The sequence below is a fragment of the Pseudomonas sp. B6(2017) genome, assembly GCF_002112765.1.
Taxonomy (GTDB): Bacteria; Pseudomonadota; Gammaproteobacteria; order Pseudomonadales; family Pseudomonadaceae; genus Aquipseudomonas; species Aquipseudomonas piscis.
Genome location: NZ_NEIQ01000022.1, coordinates 23,431 through 37,789, shown reverse-complemented (window position 1 = coordinate 37,789; position 14,359 = coordinate 23,431). Strand labels below are relative to the sequence as shown.

Below are 14,359 nucleotides of genomic sequence, written 5' to 3'. Positions count from 1 at the left end.
GGAAGAAACTCTTTTAATAGTTCTGAAGGAATAGAACATGGATAAAATCGACTTTTCCTTGATCAAGAGCCAGGCCGCCGATGCCGCATCGCTGATGCCCAGCCTCGCCGGCAAGAAGATCCTCATGGGCTTCTGGCACAACTGGGCCGCTGGCGCCGCCGATGGTTACCAGCGCGGGCAGTTCGCCAACCTGAGCCTGCTGGATGTACCCAAGGAGTACAACGTGGTGGCGGTGGCCTTCATGAAAGGCAACGGCATTCCCACCTTCAAGCCCTACAACTTGTCTGACGCCGAGTTCCGGCGTCAGGTGGGCGTACTCAACAGCCAGGGGCGGGCGGTGTTGATTTCCCTGGGTGGCGCCGATGCGCATATCGAGTTGCACAAGGGCAACGAGCAGCCTTTGGCCAACGAGATCATCCGCCTGGTCGAAACCTATGGCTTCGATGGCCTGGACATCGACCTGGAGCAGAGCGCCATCGACTTCGCCGATAACAAGAGCGTGCTGCCAGCGGCATTGAAACTGGTAAAGGATCATTACGCCGGCCAGGGCAAGCACTTCATCATCAGCATGGCGCCGGAGTTCCCGTACCTGACCAGCAGTGGCAAGTACCTGCCGTACTTGCAGGCGCTGGAGGGCTACTACGACTTCATCGCCCCGCAGTACTACAACCAGGGCGGTGATGGCCTGTGGGTAGCGGAGGCCAACGGTGGTCGTGGGGCCTGGCTTGCCCAGAGCAACGACCAGGTGAAGGAGGACTTCCTGTTCTACCTCACCGACAGCCTGGCTTCCGGCACTCGTGGCTTCACTCGCATCCCGGCGGACAAGCTGGCGATCGGCCTGCCCAGCAACGTCGATGCCGCGGCTACCGGCTACGTCATCGATCCGGCGGCGTTGACCAATGCCTTCAAGCGCTTGCAGAAGGCTGGCCATGCCATCAAGGGGCTGATGACCTGGTCGGTGAACTGGGATGCCGGCACCAGCCGGCAGGGAACGCACTACAACTGGGAGTTCTGCAATCGCTACGCGCCGCTGATCCATGGCGATGGCGGTGAACCGGAGCGCCCACCGGCACCCGGCAACCTGGCGGTATCGGGCCGTAGCCGCAACAGCATCAGCCTGGGCTGGAGCGTGGTCGGCGGCGAACGTCCGGTGGAGTTCTATTCCCTGTATCGCGACGGTCGGCCAGTGGCCAAGACGCCTGCTCCAGGCGTCGAGGACCAGGGCCTGCAACCTGATACCGAGTACAGCTACTTCGTCACTGCCACCGATATCCAGGGGCAGGAGTCGTTACCCAGTCGCAGCGTGACAGCCAGGACTGCCGGCGGCGAGGTAGACCCGGGCTTCCCGCAGTGGCGCGTCAGCCAGCACTACCGCAAGGAAGACGGTGTGAGCTATGAGGGCAATCGCTACCTGTGCCTTCAGGAGCACACCTCCAACCCGGCGTGGACGCCTTCGGTGGCTTTCACCTTGTGGCGCAAGGTATTGCTGGAGCGCCATGCTTGAGCATGGCGGGCCATTGCTGGATTGGATGGCCAGGCGACCCAGGGGCGGATCTTGCGATCCGTGCCTGGGTCGTTTTTTTTTGCCTTGCACATTTCCCGGAGGCGGCGGATGCCGTGCCCATGGACTATTAATTGAGCTGCCCTGGATTTCTCGATCAACCGGATGGAGGTGAGCGCGATGCTGATGCAGTGGATGTTGGCGGCTGTGCACTTGCTGGCGTTTGCCGGCGCTTTCGCGGCGGTTCTGGCCCGTGCCGCAGCCTTGGGGCGCCTGGTTCGTGGCGAGTCCAGCTACCGGTCGGTGTTGCTGGTCGACAATGCCTGGGGGCTGGCCGCGCTGGTGCTGCTGGTGACCGGCTTGTTGCGGGCTTTCGGCGGTTACGGCAAGGGCACCGACTACTATCTGCAGCAGCCGTTGTTCCATCTGAAAATGGCCCTGTTCATCGGCATCCTACTACTCGAGGTCTTGCCCATGTTGACCCTGGTCCGCTGGCGTATCGCCCTGGCACGCGGCGCGCAGCCCGATATCGCCCGGGCTTCTTCGTTCGTCCGAAGCAGCCAGTTGCAGGCGCTGTTGCTGGTGCTGCTGGTGGTCGCGGCCAGCGGTATGGCGCGGGGAGTAGGGCTGGCGCAGCTGTAGGCTGGAACTTTGTAATCAATGGTAAGCGCTACTGCATCGGCCTGGACTTGGGAGTAGTCTCGCGGCTCGATCAATGAGCGATGGATGCCGTGATGCCCCCAGGGTTTCAGATGAACAAGCTGGTCCCGGAACTGCTGGTCACGAACCTGGACCGCAGCCTGGAATTTTATTGCACCATCCTGGGCTTCAGGATCGAGTACCAGCGACCGGAGTCCGGCTTTGCCTTTCTTGATTTCAACGGTGCCCAACTGATGTTGGAAGAGGATGACCAGGAGCCGTCTCCCTGGCGTGTGGAGCCCTTGGAGGCGCCTTTCGGGCGCGGGATGAACCTGTCGATCGAGTGTCCGGACATTCGCGCCTTGGCGCAGGCCCTGGCCCACGCCGGCATCATGCTGCGCCGGGATATCCAGGAGTGCTGGTATCGGCAAGATGATCGCCTGTGCGGACAGTCGAACCTGCTGGTGCTCGACCCGGATGGCTACCTGCTGCGTTTCACCCAGGCGCTGGGTTTCAGGTCGGCCTAGTCCTGGTCTGGGGCGACGCCTGCAGAGCGGGGCGTCGCGTATCGGGAGTCAGGGATGGAGTGTGAGTCGGGGAGGAGAGTCGTCAGTGATGAGGGGTGGTCTGGTGCCTGGGAGTCTGTGGTGCTTGCCGCCCTATCGGGGCATGCAGCGGGATTGCGGGAAAAAGCTCAAGGCGAACAAGGTATACGCCGCGCCAATCGTAGCGCGCGGGCCGAAGACTGATGCTCATGGGGCTCAAGGGGTTTCGCGTTTGTCCGGTGCGGTGAGGCCCGCCTGGATACGTTGGTAGATTTCTTCACGGTGGACCGCGACGTCTTTTGGCGCATTGATGCCGATGCGGACTTGCTGGCCGCTGACGCCGAGGATGGTGATCGTAATGTCGTCACCGATGTTGATGCTTTCACCGACTTTGCGGGTGAGTATCAGCATGATCTTCTCCTTGATAGCTTGGTAGGGCACCAGATTGAAACAGTGCAGAGGTCGGTCTTAGGTATAGATTAGTGCGAAGTTCCACTAAGTGGGTGCCTCTTTCTGACGCGCAGAAGATCTATAAATTCCCAAGGCGCAACTATACAGATGCAATAAAATTCATTCTTCCTGTTTCGGCTCGATTTTGTGACGAGGTCTCTCGAGCCCTGGGTGGTAAAATCGCCGAGTCAGATTTCCTAGGGGTAGGTTGTGCGCACGATAGCGATGATGTTAGCCGCATTGGCGGTAGTGGGTTTGGCCGGTTGTGGCGAAGGCAAGCGAGCCGAGGTGAGCAAGAATGTCGCGGCTGCGGAGCAGGGTCCGCCGGCGGTGGCCGCCACTTCTACGCAATGGGATGTGCTGGTGGGTAGCGAGCTGCCCCAGGCGGTGAGCGACCTCACCGGCTGGTTGATCGAGCACGGGATCATCTCCAGCGTGGTGACGGTGGACGGCAAGCAGCGAGTGCTGGTCGGGCCTTTTGCATCCCAGGCCGAAGCCGAGGCGAAGAAGACCGAAGTGGTCGAGAAGCTGGTTAAGGCGAAGAAGCGCGATATCGATGTCACGGTGATCGAGCACCAGAGCGCGCAGTAGGCCGGGTCTCCTTCCTGGAGTATCGCCCGCGTCCTGCGGGCGATTGCAGGTCAGCCGCAGGCCTTGAGGTTGACCGTTCCGACGAATTCGTTGCCGCGTCCCATCACGCACGCCACGCTCTGGTTGCGTTGGCGCTCCCAGTCCTGCACCGGATAGGTCTTGTTCCAGGCTTCGAAAAGTTGCCGGTCCTGCTTTGACAGGCGCAAGCCGTATTGCTTGCTCATATAGAAGTAGGTGCGGGCGATCATGCCGCGTATCGATGGCCTGGGCATGACCTTCTTGGCCTTGAAGTCCACCTGGGTCAGACAGGACCCATATTGGCCTGACTGCTCCGGTAGCCAGCCGAAGCTGAAGTTGCTGCGATCGCCATTCACCTCGCCGATGCTCGGTACCAGATTGTGCAGGTCGGCTTCGGCTCGCTGGTAGAGGGTGTCGTTGCGCGAACAATTCTTGCGGCCGCCTTGCTGCCAGCACTGGCGCTGATGGCCGATCTGCCAGGCCGGCACTATGTGTTCCCACTCGATGCGCTCGGCGCGCTTGGCATTCTTGCGGGGTACGTAGCCGCAGGCGGCCAGGTTCACTCGATTGCCCTTGTACTTGCAGCCGCAATAGAACTCGGTGGACTGGGGGGCGTAGAGTTTCCAGGCAACCTTCTTGGCCTCGCTGAAAGTACGGGGGGCGTCGGCCTGGACGGTGGAGCTAAGGAGCAACAGCAGTACAGCGAAACAACGAACGATCATCGGCTCAATCTTCCTTCGGCACGACCCAGAAAATCTGTACGCCGCCATCGTCGCGATAGGCGAGGGTGACGTTGTCGTTTTCGGCGATCTCTTCCAGAAGGCGCTCCCATTCGTCCTGGGGTTCATCGGCGAGGCGGAAGATCAAGGCGGCTTTGGCTTTTTGAGCGGTGGGAGAGTTGATGATCTTTTGGATGCGTACACCCAGGCGTTCGTAGGAACTGAGGGGTGTTTGGGATGAGGCCACGGAACAATCCTTATTAAGCTGTACGTGCATACAGTATTTAACTGTAGGTCATTTCGCAACTGCTTAAAATTCAAGAAGTTCCTCTGACAACGCTTTGCGCGTTTGTCTCATACATGCTGGAAATTTTTTAAGGCGGGACAAGAAGCAGCGTGATCTGGGATCAAGGACCACTCGCCCGGACGGGCGAGTGGAGGCAAGCCTGCTCGACCGGGGCCGGTCGAGCAGCGGGAATCAGTATTCCCAGAACATGCGTTGCAGTTCCTTGCTGTCCTGGGTCTTGGTCAGGGCGACCATGGCCAGGATGCGGGCTTTCTGCGGGTTCAGGTCGTGAGCCACGACCCAGTCGTTCTTGTCGTCAGGCTGTTCGGCGTTACGCAGTACGAAACCACCAGCATTGACGTGGGAAGAACGGATGATCTGCACGCCGTTCTTGCGCAGTTCCTGCAGGGCCGGTACCACGCGGGAAGATACCGAGCCGTTGCCGGTGCCAGCGTGGATGATGGCCTTGGCGCCGCTCTGGGCCAGGGCCTTGTAGGCGGTGTCGCTGACGTTGCCGTAGCCGTAGGCGATTTCTACGTCAGGCAGGCTCTTGATGTTCTTGATGTCGAATTCCGAGTCCATGGTGTGGCGCTTGGCTGGCAGGCGGAACCAGTAGGACTTGCCTTCCACCACCATGCCCAGCGGGCCCCATGGGCTCTTGAAGGCTTCGGTCTTGATGTTGATCATCTTGCTGACGTCGCGACCGGACTGGATCTCGTCGTTCATGGTCACCAGGACGCCTTTGCCCCGGGAGCTTTTGTTGCCGGCCACGGATACGGCGTTGTACAGGTTGAGCATGCCGTCCGCGGACATGGCGGTGCCTGGGCGCATGGAGCCGACCACGACGATTGGCTTGTCGGTTTTTTCCACCAGGTTGAGGAAGTAGGCAGTCTCTTCCAGGGTGTCGGTACCGTGGGTGATGACGATGCCGTCCACGTCCTTGCTGTCGGCCAGCTCGGCTACGCGGCGACCCAGTTGCAGCAGGTTTTCATTGGTGATGCTTTCGGAGGCGATCTGCATCACTTGCTCGCCACGTACGTTGGCCACTTGGCTCAACTCGGGGATGCCGGCGATCAGTTGTTCGATGCCGACCTTGGCTGCCTGGTAGGTGGCGCTGTTGGCCGCGCTGGCGCCGGCGCCGGCAATGGTGCCGCCGGTGGCGAGGATCACCACGTTGGAGAGCTTCTGTTGGGTTTCGGCTTCCTTGGCCTGCAGGGCTGCGGGCAGGAGCATGAGCAGGGCCAAAGCGCCCGGAACGAAGGTTTTGAAGGCAGATTTCATTGTTTTCTCTCTAGTAGTGAGACGGTGCTGGTGCAGGTTCATCTAGAAACACCTCGGCTGCAGATCTGTATGCGGCGGGGCATCGCGGGTTGAGCAGGATCTGTACCAGCGCTACCTTGGCCGGATAAGTATTTTAAGTTACTGATTTATATCAATTTTATTTCTGTTTTTAGCGGGCCTCGGCAAGCTTGTGTCCGGGTTTCCGAACGTTTCGGAGTGTGGCGTTCGGCAATCCGAAAGCGACAGTCGTCAGCCGCAGGCGAGCTTTTCGCTCATGAATTAAAGATTGTTCTGACGCGGTCGATGAGTCTTTTAGGATTTTTTTAACCAGGAGTTCATATGTCGCTGTCAGTCGGATTTCCAGGGCCGGGGGCCATTCTGATCAATGGCAAGTCGCCCGCGACCATCAATGCGTTGAGCGATGCCAGTGCCGAGGGCGCTCCGGCAGCGCTGGGTACTGAAGACTCGGGTACTTTGCGCGTCGGCTCGGCCAAGCAGGCGGAAAAGGCCGAGGGCGGCGATGCGGGCAGCGCGGGCGACAACCACAGCATCGTAGTCAAGATGCTGCTCAAGCGCATGCAGGAGCTGCAGGAGCAGCTCAAGCAGCAGCAACAGCAACTGGCCGCTGCCCAGGCCGCCAGCTATCCGACCCCCGAGGCCAAGCAGACTGCGGTCATGGCCATCCAGGGGCAGGTAGCGCAAACCAACGCCGCACTGGCTGAAGTTTCGGGCAACCTGGTGCGCGAGCTGGCCAAGGAATCAGGCTCCTCCGGCAAGTTGGTGAATACCTCCGCTTGATCAGCATCCGCCCAGTGCCAAGCGCTGGGCGGCTGCTTCCTCTTGGCCATCGGCGCAGCTGTGCGCCGATGGCACCTTCGCGTAGTAATCAGCGTTGACAAACCCCGGTCGGGTTCGCATAGTTCGCCTTACGCAAACGTTTGCGCGGACTTCCGGCAAGGATAATCGACTATCTTTTCCGAACTTCCAGGCCGTTGGGCGATACCCGGCACCTGGTTGTGCATGTCATCCAAGCGTTGCCCACAATAATCATAAGATCGGAGTGTACCCATGAAGCTGCCCTTTGCTGGACGTCTGCTTGCCGCCGCTGTCCTGGCCGCCACCTGCTCAGCGCTTCCCCTCTCTTCGGCCTATGCCGATACCCCGCAGAAACCCAAGGTCGCCCTGGTCATGAAATCCCTGGCCAACGAGTTTTTCCTGACCATGGAAGACGGTGCCAAGGCCTACCAGAAAGAACACCCGTCCGACTTCGACCTGGTGTCAAACGGCATCAAGGATGAAACCGATACCGCCAACCAGATCCGCATCGTCGAGCAGATGATCGTCTCCAAGGTCAATGCCCTGGTGATTGCGCCCGCCGACTCCAAGGCGATGGTGCCGGTGATCAAGAAGGCAGTGGATGCCGGGATCACGGTGATCAACATCGACAACCAGCTCGACCCTGGCGTGCTCAAGAGCAAGAACATCAACGTACCGTTCGTAGGTCCCGACAACCGCAAGGGCGCCCGCCTGGTGGGCGAGTACCTGGCCAAGCAGCTCAAGGCCGGGGACGAAGTGGCGATCATCGAAGGGGTCTCCACCACTACCAATGCCCAGCAGCGTACCGCTGGCTTCAAGGACGCCATGGAGGCCGCGCAGATCAAGGTGGTATCCCTGCAGTCCGGTGACTGGGAGATCGACGCGGGCAACCGTGTCGCCGCGGCCATGCTCAGCGAATACCCGAATCTCAAGGCGCTGCTGGGCGGTAACGACAGCATGGCCGTCGGCGCGGTATCCGCGGTGCGCGCAGCAGGCAAGGCCGGCAAGGTGCAGGTGGTCGGCTACGACAACATCAATGCCATCAAGCCGATGCTCAAGGATGGCCGGGTCCTGGCCACCGCCGACCAGTTCGCCGCCAAGCAGGCGGTGTTCGGCATCGAGGCCGCGCTGAAGATCCTCAAGGGCGATAAGGTCGACAGCGGCGCCAACGGCGTGATCGAAACTCCGGTCGAACTGGTCACCAAGTAGTCCTCCCGGCGGTACAACGGCGCCCATCCGGCGGATGGGCGCATGGAGAGTCTTTATGTCTGTTTCCGCTGCGAACGCTGTCCTTTCGGTCAGCGCTATCGGCAAGACCTATGCGCAACCGGTACTGACCGGCATCGACCTGACGCTGCTGCGTGGTGAAGTGCTGGCGCTGACCGGCGAGAACGGCGCCGGCAAGAGCACCCTGTCGAAGATCATCGGTGGCCTGGTCAGCCCCACCACCGGCCATATGCGTTTCAATGGCCAGGATTATCGTCCGGGCAGTCGTACCCAGGCCGAGGAACTGGGCATCCGCATGGTCATGCAGGAGCTCAACCTGCTGCCGACCCTGTCGGTAGCCGAGAACCTGTTCCTCCACAACTTGCCCAGCCAGGGTGGCTGGATCAGCCGCAAGCAACTGCGCAAGGCGGCGATCGAGGCCATGGCCCAGGTCGGCCTCGACGCCATCGATCCCGACACCCTGGTGGGTGAACTGGGGATCGGCCACCAGCAGATGGTGGAGATCGCTCGCAACCTGATCGGCGACTGCCATGTGCTGATCCTCGATGAGCCGACCGCGATGCTCACCGCCCGGGAGGTGGAAATGCTCTTCGAGCAGATCACCCGGCTGCAGGCCCGTGGCGTATCGATCATCTATATCTCCCATCGCCTGGAAGAGCTGGCCCGGGTGGCCCAGCGCATCGCCGTGCTGCGTGACGGTTGCCTGGTCTGTGTCGAGCCGATGGCCGATTACAACAGCGAGCAGCTGGTGAACCTGATGGTGGGGCGCGAGCTGGGCGAACATATCGACCTGGGCGAGCGCAACATCGGCGCGCCGGCACTCACCGTCAGCCACCTCAGTCGTGCGGACAAGGTCCGCGATGTGTCCTTCCAGGTGCGTAGCGGCGAGATCTTCGGTATCTCCGGATTGATCGGGGCAGGGCGCACCGAGTTGCTGCGCCTGATCTTCGGCGCCGACGTCGCCGACAGCGGCAGCATTGCCCTGGGCGCTCCGGCGCGGACGGTGAGCATCCGCTCCCCGGTGGACGCGGTGGCCAACGGCATTGCCCTGATCACCGAGGATCGCAAGGGCGAGGGCCTGCTACTGACCCAGTCCATCAGCGCGAACATCGCCCTGGGCAACATGCCGGCGATTTCCAGCGGCGGCCTGGTCAATGCCGAGGATGAAGAACAGCTGGCGCGCCGGCAGATCGATGCGATGCGGATCCGCAGTTCCAGTCCGGCGCAGTTGGTGTCCGAACTCTCCGGCGGCAACCAGCAGAAAGTGGTGATCGGCCGTTGGCTTGAACGCGACTGTTCGGTGCTGCTGTTCGATGAGCCGACCCGGGGGATCGACGTCGGTGCCAAGTTCGATATCTATGGCTTGCTGGGTGAGCTGACGCGCCAGGGCAAGGCCCTGGTGGTGGTTTCCAGTGACCTGCGGGAGCTGATGCTGATTTGCGATCGCATCGGCGTGCTGTCGGCCGGGCGTCTGATCGACACCTTCGAGCGTGACAGCTGGACCCAGGATGAATTGCTTGCCGCCGCGTTCGCCGGCTATCAAAAACGAGATGCGTTGCTCAATGAAGCGGCGCCTAGGAATGCATCATGAAAACTGCACCTGCAAGCGGCAAGCGCGGCGGCCAATATTATGGCCTCGGTACCTACCTGGGGCTGGCGGGGGCCCTGCTGGGGATGATCGTCCTGTTCTCCGTGCTCAGCAGCCATTTCCTGTCCTACGACACCTTCAGCACCCTGGCCAACCAGATTCCGGACCTGATGGTGCTGGCGGTGGGCATGACCTTCGTCCTGATCATCGGCGGCATCGACCTGTCCGTCGGCTCGGTGCTGGCCCTGGCGGCCTCAGCTGTCAGCGTGGCGATCCTCGGCTGGGGCTGGAGCGTGGTGCCGGCGGCCTTGCTGGGCATGGCCGCTGCCGCGCTGGCTGGCACCATCACCGGCTCGATCACCGTGGCCTGGCGCATCCCGTCGTTCATCGTGTCCCTGGGCGTGCTGGAAATGGCCCGGGGCGTGGCGTACCAGATGACCGGTTCGCGCACGGCCTATATCGGCGACGCCTTCGCCTGGCTGTCGAATCCGATTGCCTTTGGCATTTCGCCGTCGTTTATCATTGCCCTGCTGATCATCTTCCTGGCCCAGGCGGTGCTGACCCGTACCGTGTTCGGCCGCTACCTGATCGGCATCGGCACCAACGAAGAGGCAGTGCGCCTGGCGGGAATCAATCCCAAGCCCTACAAGATCCTGGTGTTCAGCCTGATGGGGCTGTTGGCGGGCGTCGCCGCGCTGTTCCAGATTTCCCGCCTTGAGGCGGCTGACCCGAACGCAGGCTCCGGCCTGGAGCTGCAGGTCATCGCTGCGGTGGTGATCGGCGGCACCAGCCTGATGGGTGGACGCGGCTCGGTGATCAGCACCTTCTTCGGCGTCTTGATCATTTCCGTGCTGGCTGCAGGTCTTGCGCAAATCGGCGCAACCGAACCGACCAAGCGCATCATCACCGGCGCGGTCATCGTGATTGCCGTGGTGCTCGATACCTATCGCAGCCAGCGCGCCAACCGGCGGGTTTGATTCATGGCAACAATCAAGGATGTGGCGGCGCTGGCGGGAATTTCCTATACCACGGTGTCCCATGTACTGAACAAGACACGGCCGGTCAGCGAAGAAGTGCGACTCAAGGTCGAAGCGGCGATCCAGCGCCTGGACTACGTGCCCAGCGCGGTGGCTCGTTCGCTCAAGGCCAAGACCACCGCCACCATCGGTTTGCTGGTGCCCAACAGTCTCAATCCGTACTTCGCCGAATTGGCGCGGGGTATCGAGGATTACTGCGAGCGCAATGGCTATTGCGTGATCCTCTGCAACTCCGACGACGATCCGGACAAGCAGCGCAACTACCTGCGGGTGCTGCTGGAGAAACGCATCGACGGGCTGATCGTGACCTCCGTCGGGGGCGACAGCGGCTTGGCCCAAGGGCTGCTCGGGGTGCGTACGCCCATGGTGATCGTCGACCGTGGCCTGGAGGGCGTGGATGCCGACCTGGTGCGCATTGATCACCAATACGGTGCCTACCTGGCGACCCGGCATTTGCTGGAGCTGGGGCATCGCGACATCGCCTGTGTGGGCGGCCCGGCCAATACCAGCGTGACCCAGATGCGCCTGGCGGGCTTTCACCAGGCGTTGCGCGAGGCGGGAGTCGAGGTGCCGGTACAACGCATCCTGGAGAGCGATTTCAGCAGCACCGGGGGTTACTTGGCGGCGGCGCAACTGCTGGACGGGAATCCGCCGAGCGCGATCTTCGCTACCAACGACATGATGGGCATCGGCGTGTTGCGTGCTGCGGCGGAGCGCAATATCCGCGTGCCCGGCGAGCTGTCGGTGATCGGTTTCGACGACATCTTGTTGAGCCGTTATGTCTATCCGGCGCTGACCACTGTGGGCCAGTCGATCCTGCAGTTGGGCGAGACCGCGGCGGAGCTGTTGCTGCGCCGTATCGCCACGCGGGACCTGCCGCTGGACCAGCGCATCGTCAAGCCGAGCATCGTCTTGCGGGAATCGACCGCGCCCGTTGCTGGCGCGTTCGTGCAATACCGCTGAACCTTATTGATTGAGTATCGATGTATGCCAGCAAAAGTAGTGGTAGTGGGTAGCCTCAACATGGACCTGGTGACCCGGGCCGAGCGCCTGCCTCGGGGTGGCGAGACGCTGGCGGGCAAGTCCTTTGCCACGGTGTCCGGTGGCAAGGGTGCCAACCAGGCGGTGGCGGCAGCCAGGCTCGGTGCGGAAGTAGCCATGGTCGGCTGCGTTGGCGACGATGCCTATGGCGTGCAGTTGCGTGATGCGTTGCTCGCCGAGGGCATCGATTGCCAGGCCGTGAGCGTGGTCGAGGGTTCCAGTGGCGTGGCCCTGATCGTGGTGGATGACAGCAGCCAGAACGCCATCGTCATCGTTGCCGGTGGCAACGGCCAACTTATGCCCGAGAAAGTAGCGGCCGTGGACGCGGTATTGCAGCAGGCCGAGGTGATCATTTGCCAGCTCGAGGTGCCGCTGGCCACGGTGGGCTACAGCCTCCAGCGTGGTCGTGAGCTGGGCAAGACGGTGATTCTCAATCCGGCGCCAGCCAGTGGACCTTTGCCGGAACAGTGGTACGCCTCGATCGACTACCTCATTCCCAACGAAAGCGAGGCCGGCGCACTCAGCGGTGTGGTCGTCGATTCGCTGGAAAGCGCCGAGCAGGCGGCCAACCACTTGCTCGCCGCTGGTGCCGGCAAGGTCATCATCACCTTGGGTGCCCAGGGTTCATTGTTCGCCGATGGCAGCCGCTTCGAGCATTTCCCGGCGCCCAAGGTGCAGGCCCTCGATACCACGGCGGCGGGGGACACCTTCGTCGGTGGCTTCGCTGCCGCGTTGGCGGCCGGCAAGAGCGAGGCCGAGGCCATCCGTTTCGGCCAGGTGGCGGCGGCCCTGTCGGTGACTCGTGCCGGCGCCCAGCCTTCCATTCCCACTCAGTCCGACGTCCAGGCGTTCATTCCCTCATGAAAAAGACCCCTTTGCTCAACATCGCCCTGTCGCGCCTCATCGCTTCCCTGGGGCATGGCGATATCGTGGTGATCGGCGATGCCGGTTTGCCGGTGCCGTCCGGAGTCGAGTTGATCGACCTGGCGCTGACCCATGGCGTTCCCGACTTTCTCGCTACCCTCAAGGTGCTGCTCAGCGAGATGCAGGTGGAGCGCCACGTGCTGGCCGAGGAGATCCTGCTCAAGCGGCCGACGCCGCTACCAGCCCTCGACGCCTTGGCCGCGGCCGGCGAGCTGGGGCAGCGCCAGCTCCTGAGTCATGAAGAGTTCAAGGTGCTCAGTCGCCAGGCCCGTGCCGTGGTCCGCACCGGTGAATGCCAGCCGTACTGCAACATCGCCCTGATCGCCGGAGTGACTTTCTAGTTCGCCAACCGGTTTTTCCCACTTTGCACAAGGAGTGCGCTATGCGCCGCTATGCTCAGCTGTTCCACCACTGGTTCCGGAGTCTACTGCTCTTGTCTCTACTCACTGCTACCGGCGCCCAGGCGGCGGAAAAGATCGATCTGATCATCGATACCGACCCGGGGGCCGACGATGTGGTGGCCTTGTTGTTCGCCCTGGCGTCGCCCGAGGAACTGCATATTCGCGCCTTGACCACCGTGGCCGGCAACGTGCGCCTGGACAAGACCTCGCGCAATGCGCGCCTGGCGCGTGAATGGGCCGGGCGCGAGGAGGTTCCGGTGTACGCTGGTGCCCCTGCGCCTTTGCTGCGCACGCCCATCTATGCCGAAAACATCCATGGCAAGGAAGGTATCTCCGGGGTCACGGTGCATGAGCCCAAGGCTCCCCTGGCCAAGGGCAGTGCGATCAACTACCTGATCGACACGCTGCGGGCGGCCAAGCCCCACAGCATCACCATCGCCATGCTCGGCCCTCAGACCAACCTGGCGCTGGCGCTGATCCAGGCTCCCGACATCACCCAGGGCATCAAGGAAGTGGTGGTCATGGGTGGTGCACACTTCAACGGTGGCAATATCACTCCGGTGGCGGAGTTCAACCTGTACGCCGATCCCCAGGCTGCCGAAGTGGTGCTCAAGAGTGGCGTCAAGCTGACCTACCTGCCGCTGGATGTCACCCACAAGATCCTCACCAGCGATGCGCGCCTGCAGAAGATCGCGGCGTTGAACAACAATGCCAGCAAGGTGGTGGGCGATATCCTCAACGAGTACGTCAAGGGCGATATGGAGCACTACGGCATTCCAGGTGGTCCGGTGCACGATGCGACCGTGATCGCCTACCTGCTCAAGCCTGAGCTGTTCACCGGGCGCCAGGCCAACATGGTCGTCGACAGTCGCGAAGGGCCTACCTTCGGCCAGACCATCGTGGACTGGTATGACGGCCTGAAGCAGCCGAAGAATGTGTTCTGGGTCGAGAACGGCAACGCCCAGGGCTTTTTCGATCTGCTCACCGAGCGCCTGGCTCGCCTGAAATAAGCATCGCCCCCGCGGGCTCCTGCCTGCGGGGTTCTACTCCCGGCGGCTTGTCGGATATTTCTCGAATACCTGGTTCATGAACGCCTGGGCCGATTCCGCCCCCAGCTCCCTTACCAACAGGTCGACGCCGATGATCGCCAGTTCTTCCGGGCTTGCGGGGCTGTAGGAGCATTGGCCTTGGGGCCATCTGGCCTTGATATCGGCGTCGATGTTGACGATGGGCATGACGGTCTCGCTGGTTCTGTGGAAGTGGGCTGGCAAGGTCGCAGAGTTAAGCATGTCGCC

At 61.8% G+C, this 14,359-nt stretch carries 17 protein-coding genes; 12 read left to right on the top strand and 5 right to left on the bottom strand.

Annotation, left to right across the window (positions count from 1 at the left end):
• The first annotated feature begins 37 nt into the window (after positions 1–37).
• The 3 genes from CAG11_RS28695 to CAG11_RS28685 all read left to right on the top strand — a co-directional run bounded on the left by CAG11_RS28695 (position 38) and on the right by CAG11_RS28685 (position 2,667).
• Complete coding sequence (locus CAG11_RS28695) at positions 38–1,504, top strand: carbohydrate-binding protein (RefSeq protein ID WP_085599473.1); 1,467 nt, start codon at positions 38–40, stop codon at positions 1,502–1,504.
• Positions 1,505–1,681: 177 nt separating this feature from the next.
• The gene (locus CAG11_RS28690; protein WP_085599471.1) at positions 1,682–2,143 is read left to right on the top strand and encodes a DUF2214 family protein; all 462 of its coding nucleotides are present in this window, start codon (positions 1,682–1,684) and stop codon (positions 2,141–2,143) included.
• Positions 2,144–2,235: 92 nt separating this feature from the next.
• Positions 2,236–2,667 (top strand): VOC family protein, encoded by a 432-nt coding sequence (locus tag CAG11_RS28685; protein ID WP_085599557.1) that lies wholly within the window; start codon positions 2,236–2,238, stop codon positions 2,665–2,667.
• A 234-nt stretch (positions 2,668–2,901) separates the two neighbouring features.
• On the opposite strand, the gene csrA is transcribed toward CAG11_RS28685, so the two are convergent.
• The gene (gene csrA, locus CAG11_RS28680) at positions 2,902–3,096 is read right to left on the bottom strand and encodes a carbon storage regulator CsrA (protein WP_007920550.1); all 195 of its coding nucleotides are present in this window, start codon (positions 3,094–3,096) and stop codon (positions 2,902–2,904) included.
• A gap of 267 nt (positions 3,097–3,363) precedes the next feature.
• Between csrA and CAG11_RS28675 the strand changes: the two genes are divergently transcribed.
• A complete protein-coding gene (locus tag CAG11_RS28675; protein ID WP_371857925.1) occupies positions 3,364–3,726 on the top strand; it encodes an SPOR domain-containing protein in 363 nt (120 codons plus the stop codon).
• Positions 3,727–3,776: 50 nt separating this feature from the next.
• On the opposite strand, the gene CAG11_RS28670 is transcribed toward CAG11_RS28675, so the two are convergent.
• The 3 genes from CAG11_RS28670 to CAG11_RS28660 form a co-directional block, all read right to left on the bottom strand.
• On the bottom strand, positions 3,777–4,466 hold the full coding sequence (locus CAG11_RS28670) for an endonuclease (protein ID WP_085599467.1): 690 nt from the start codon (positions 4,464–4,466) through the stop codon (positions 3,777–3,779).
• A gap of 4 nt (positions 4,467–4,470) precedes the next feature.
• Positions 4,471–4,740 (bottom strand): DUF1654 domain-containing protein, encoded by a 270-nt coding sequence (locus CAG11_RS28665; protein WP_053138153.1) that lies wholly within the window; start codon positions 4,738–4,740, stop codon positions 4,471–4,473.
• 201 nt (positions 4,741–4,941) lie between these two features.
• The gene (locus CAG11_RS28660) at positions 4,942–6,030 is read right to left on the bottom strand and encodes an asparaginase (RefSeq protein ID WP_053138156.1); all 1,089 of its coding nucleotides are present in this window, start codon (positions 6,028–6,030) and stop codon (positions 4,942–4,944) included.
• A 339-nt stretch (positions 6,031–6,369) separates the two neighbouring features.
• Between CAG11_RS28660 and CAG11_RS28655 the strand changes: the two genes are divergently transcribed.
• The 8 genes from CAG11_RS28655 (at position 6,370) to CAG11_RS28620 (ending at position 14,074) form a co-directional block, all read left to right on the top strand.
• Entirely contained in the window at positions 6,370–6,828 is a 459-nt protein-coding gene (locus CAG11_RS28655) for a hypothetical protein (RefSeq protein WP_085599465.1), read from the top strand.
• Positions 6,829–7,098: 270 nt separating this feature from the next.
• Complete coding sequence (locus CAG11_RS28650) at positions 7,099–8,055, top strand: sugar ABC transporter substrate-binding protein (protein ID WP_085599464.1); 957 nt, start codon at positions 7,099–7,101, stop codon at positions 8,053–8,055.
• A 55-nt stretch (positions 8,056–8,110) separates the two neighbouring features.
• A complete protein-coding gene (locus CAG11_RS28645; RefSeq protein WP_085599462.1) occupies positions 8,111–9,664 on the top strand; it encodes a sugar ABC transporter ATP-binding protein in 1,554 nt (517 codons plus the stop codon).
• A complete protein-coding gene (locus CAG11_RS28640; protein WP_085599460.1) occupies positions 9,661–10,638 on the top strand; it encodes an ABC transporter permease in 978 nt (325 codons plus the stop codon). The genes CAG11_RS28645 and CAG11_RS28640 overlap by 4 nt, the downstream gene beginning before the upstream one ends.
• Positions 10,639–10,641: 3 nt before the next feature.
• A complete protein-coding gene (locus CAG11_RS28635; protein ID WP_085599458.1) occupies positions 10,642–11,661 on the top strand; it encodes a LacI family DNA-binding transcriptional regulator in 1,020 nt (339 codons plus the stop codon).
• A gap of 24 nt (positions 11,662–11,685) precedes the next feature.
• Positions 11,686–12,603 carry a ribokinase gene (gene rbsK, locus CAG11_RS28630; RefSeq protein ID WP_085599457.1) on the top strand — a complete coding sequence of 306 codons (918 nt, stop codon included), beginning with the start codon at positions 11,686–11,688 and terminating at the stop codon, positions 12,601–12,603.
• Positions 12,600–13,004, top strand: coding sequence for a D-ribose pyranase (rbsD, locus tag CAG11_RS28625; RefSeq protein ID WP_085599455.1), 405 nt, complete (start codon positions 12,600–12,602; stop codon positions 13,002–13,004). The genes rbsK and rbsD overlap by 4 nt, the downstream gene beginning before the upstream one ends.
• A 41-nt stretch (positions 13,005–13,045) precedes the next feature.
• On the top strand, positions 13,046–14,074 hold the full coding sequence (locus CAG11_RS28620) for a nucleoside hydrolase (RefSeq protein ID WP_085599453.1): 1,029 nt from the start codon (positions 13,046–13,048) through the stop codon (positions 14,072–14,074).
• A gap of 33 nt (positions 14,075–14,107) precedes the next feature.
• Here the strand turns inward: CAG11_RS28620 and CAG11_RS28615 are convergent, their stop codons facing one another.
• On the bottom strand, positions 14,108–14,299 hold the full coding sequence (locus tag CAG11_RS28615) for a hypothetical protein (protein WP_031321411.1): 192 nt from the start codon (positions 14,297–14,299) through the stop codon (positions 14,108–14,110).
• Between the last annotated feature and the right edge of the window lie 60 nt (positions 14,300–14,359).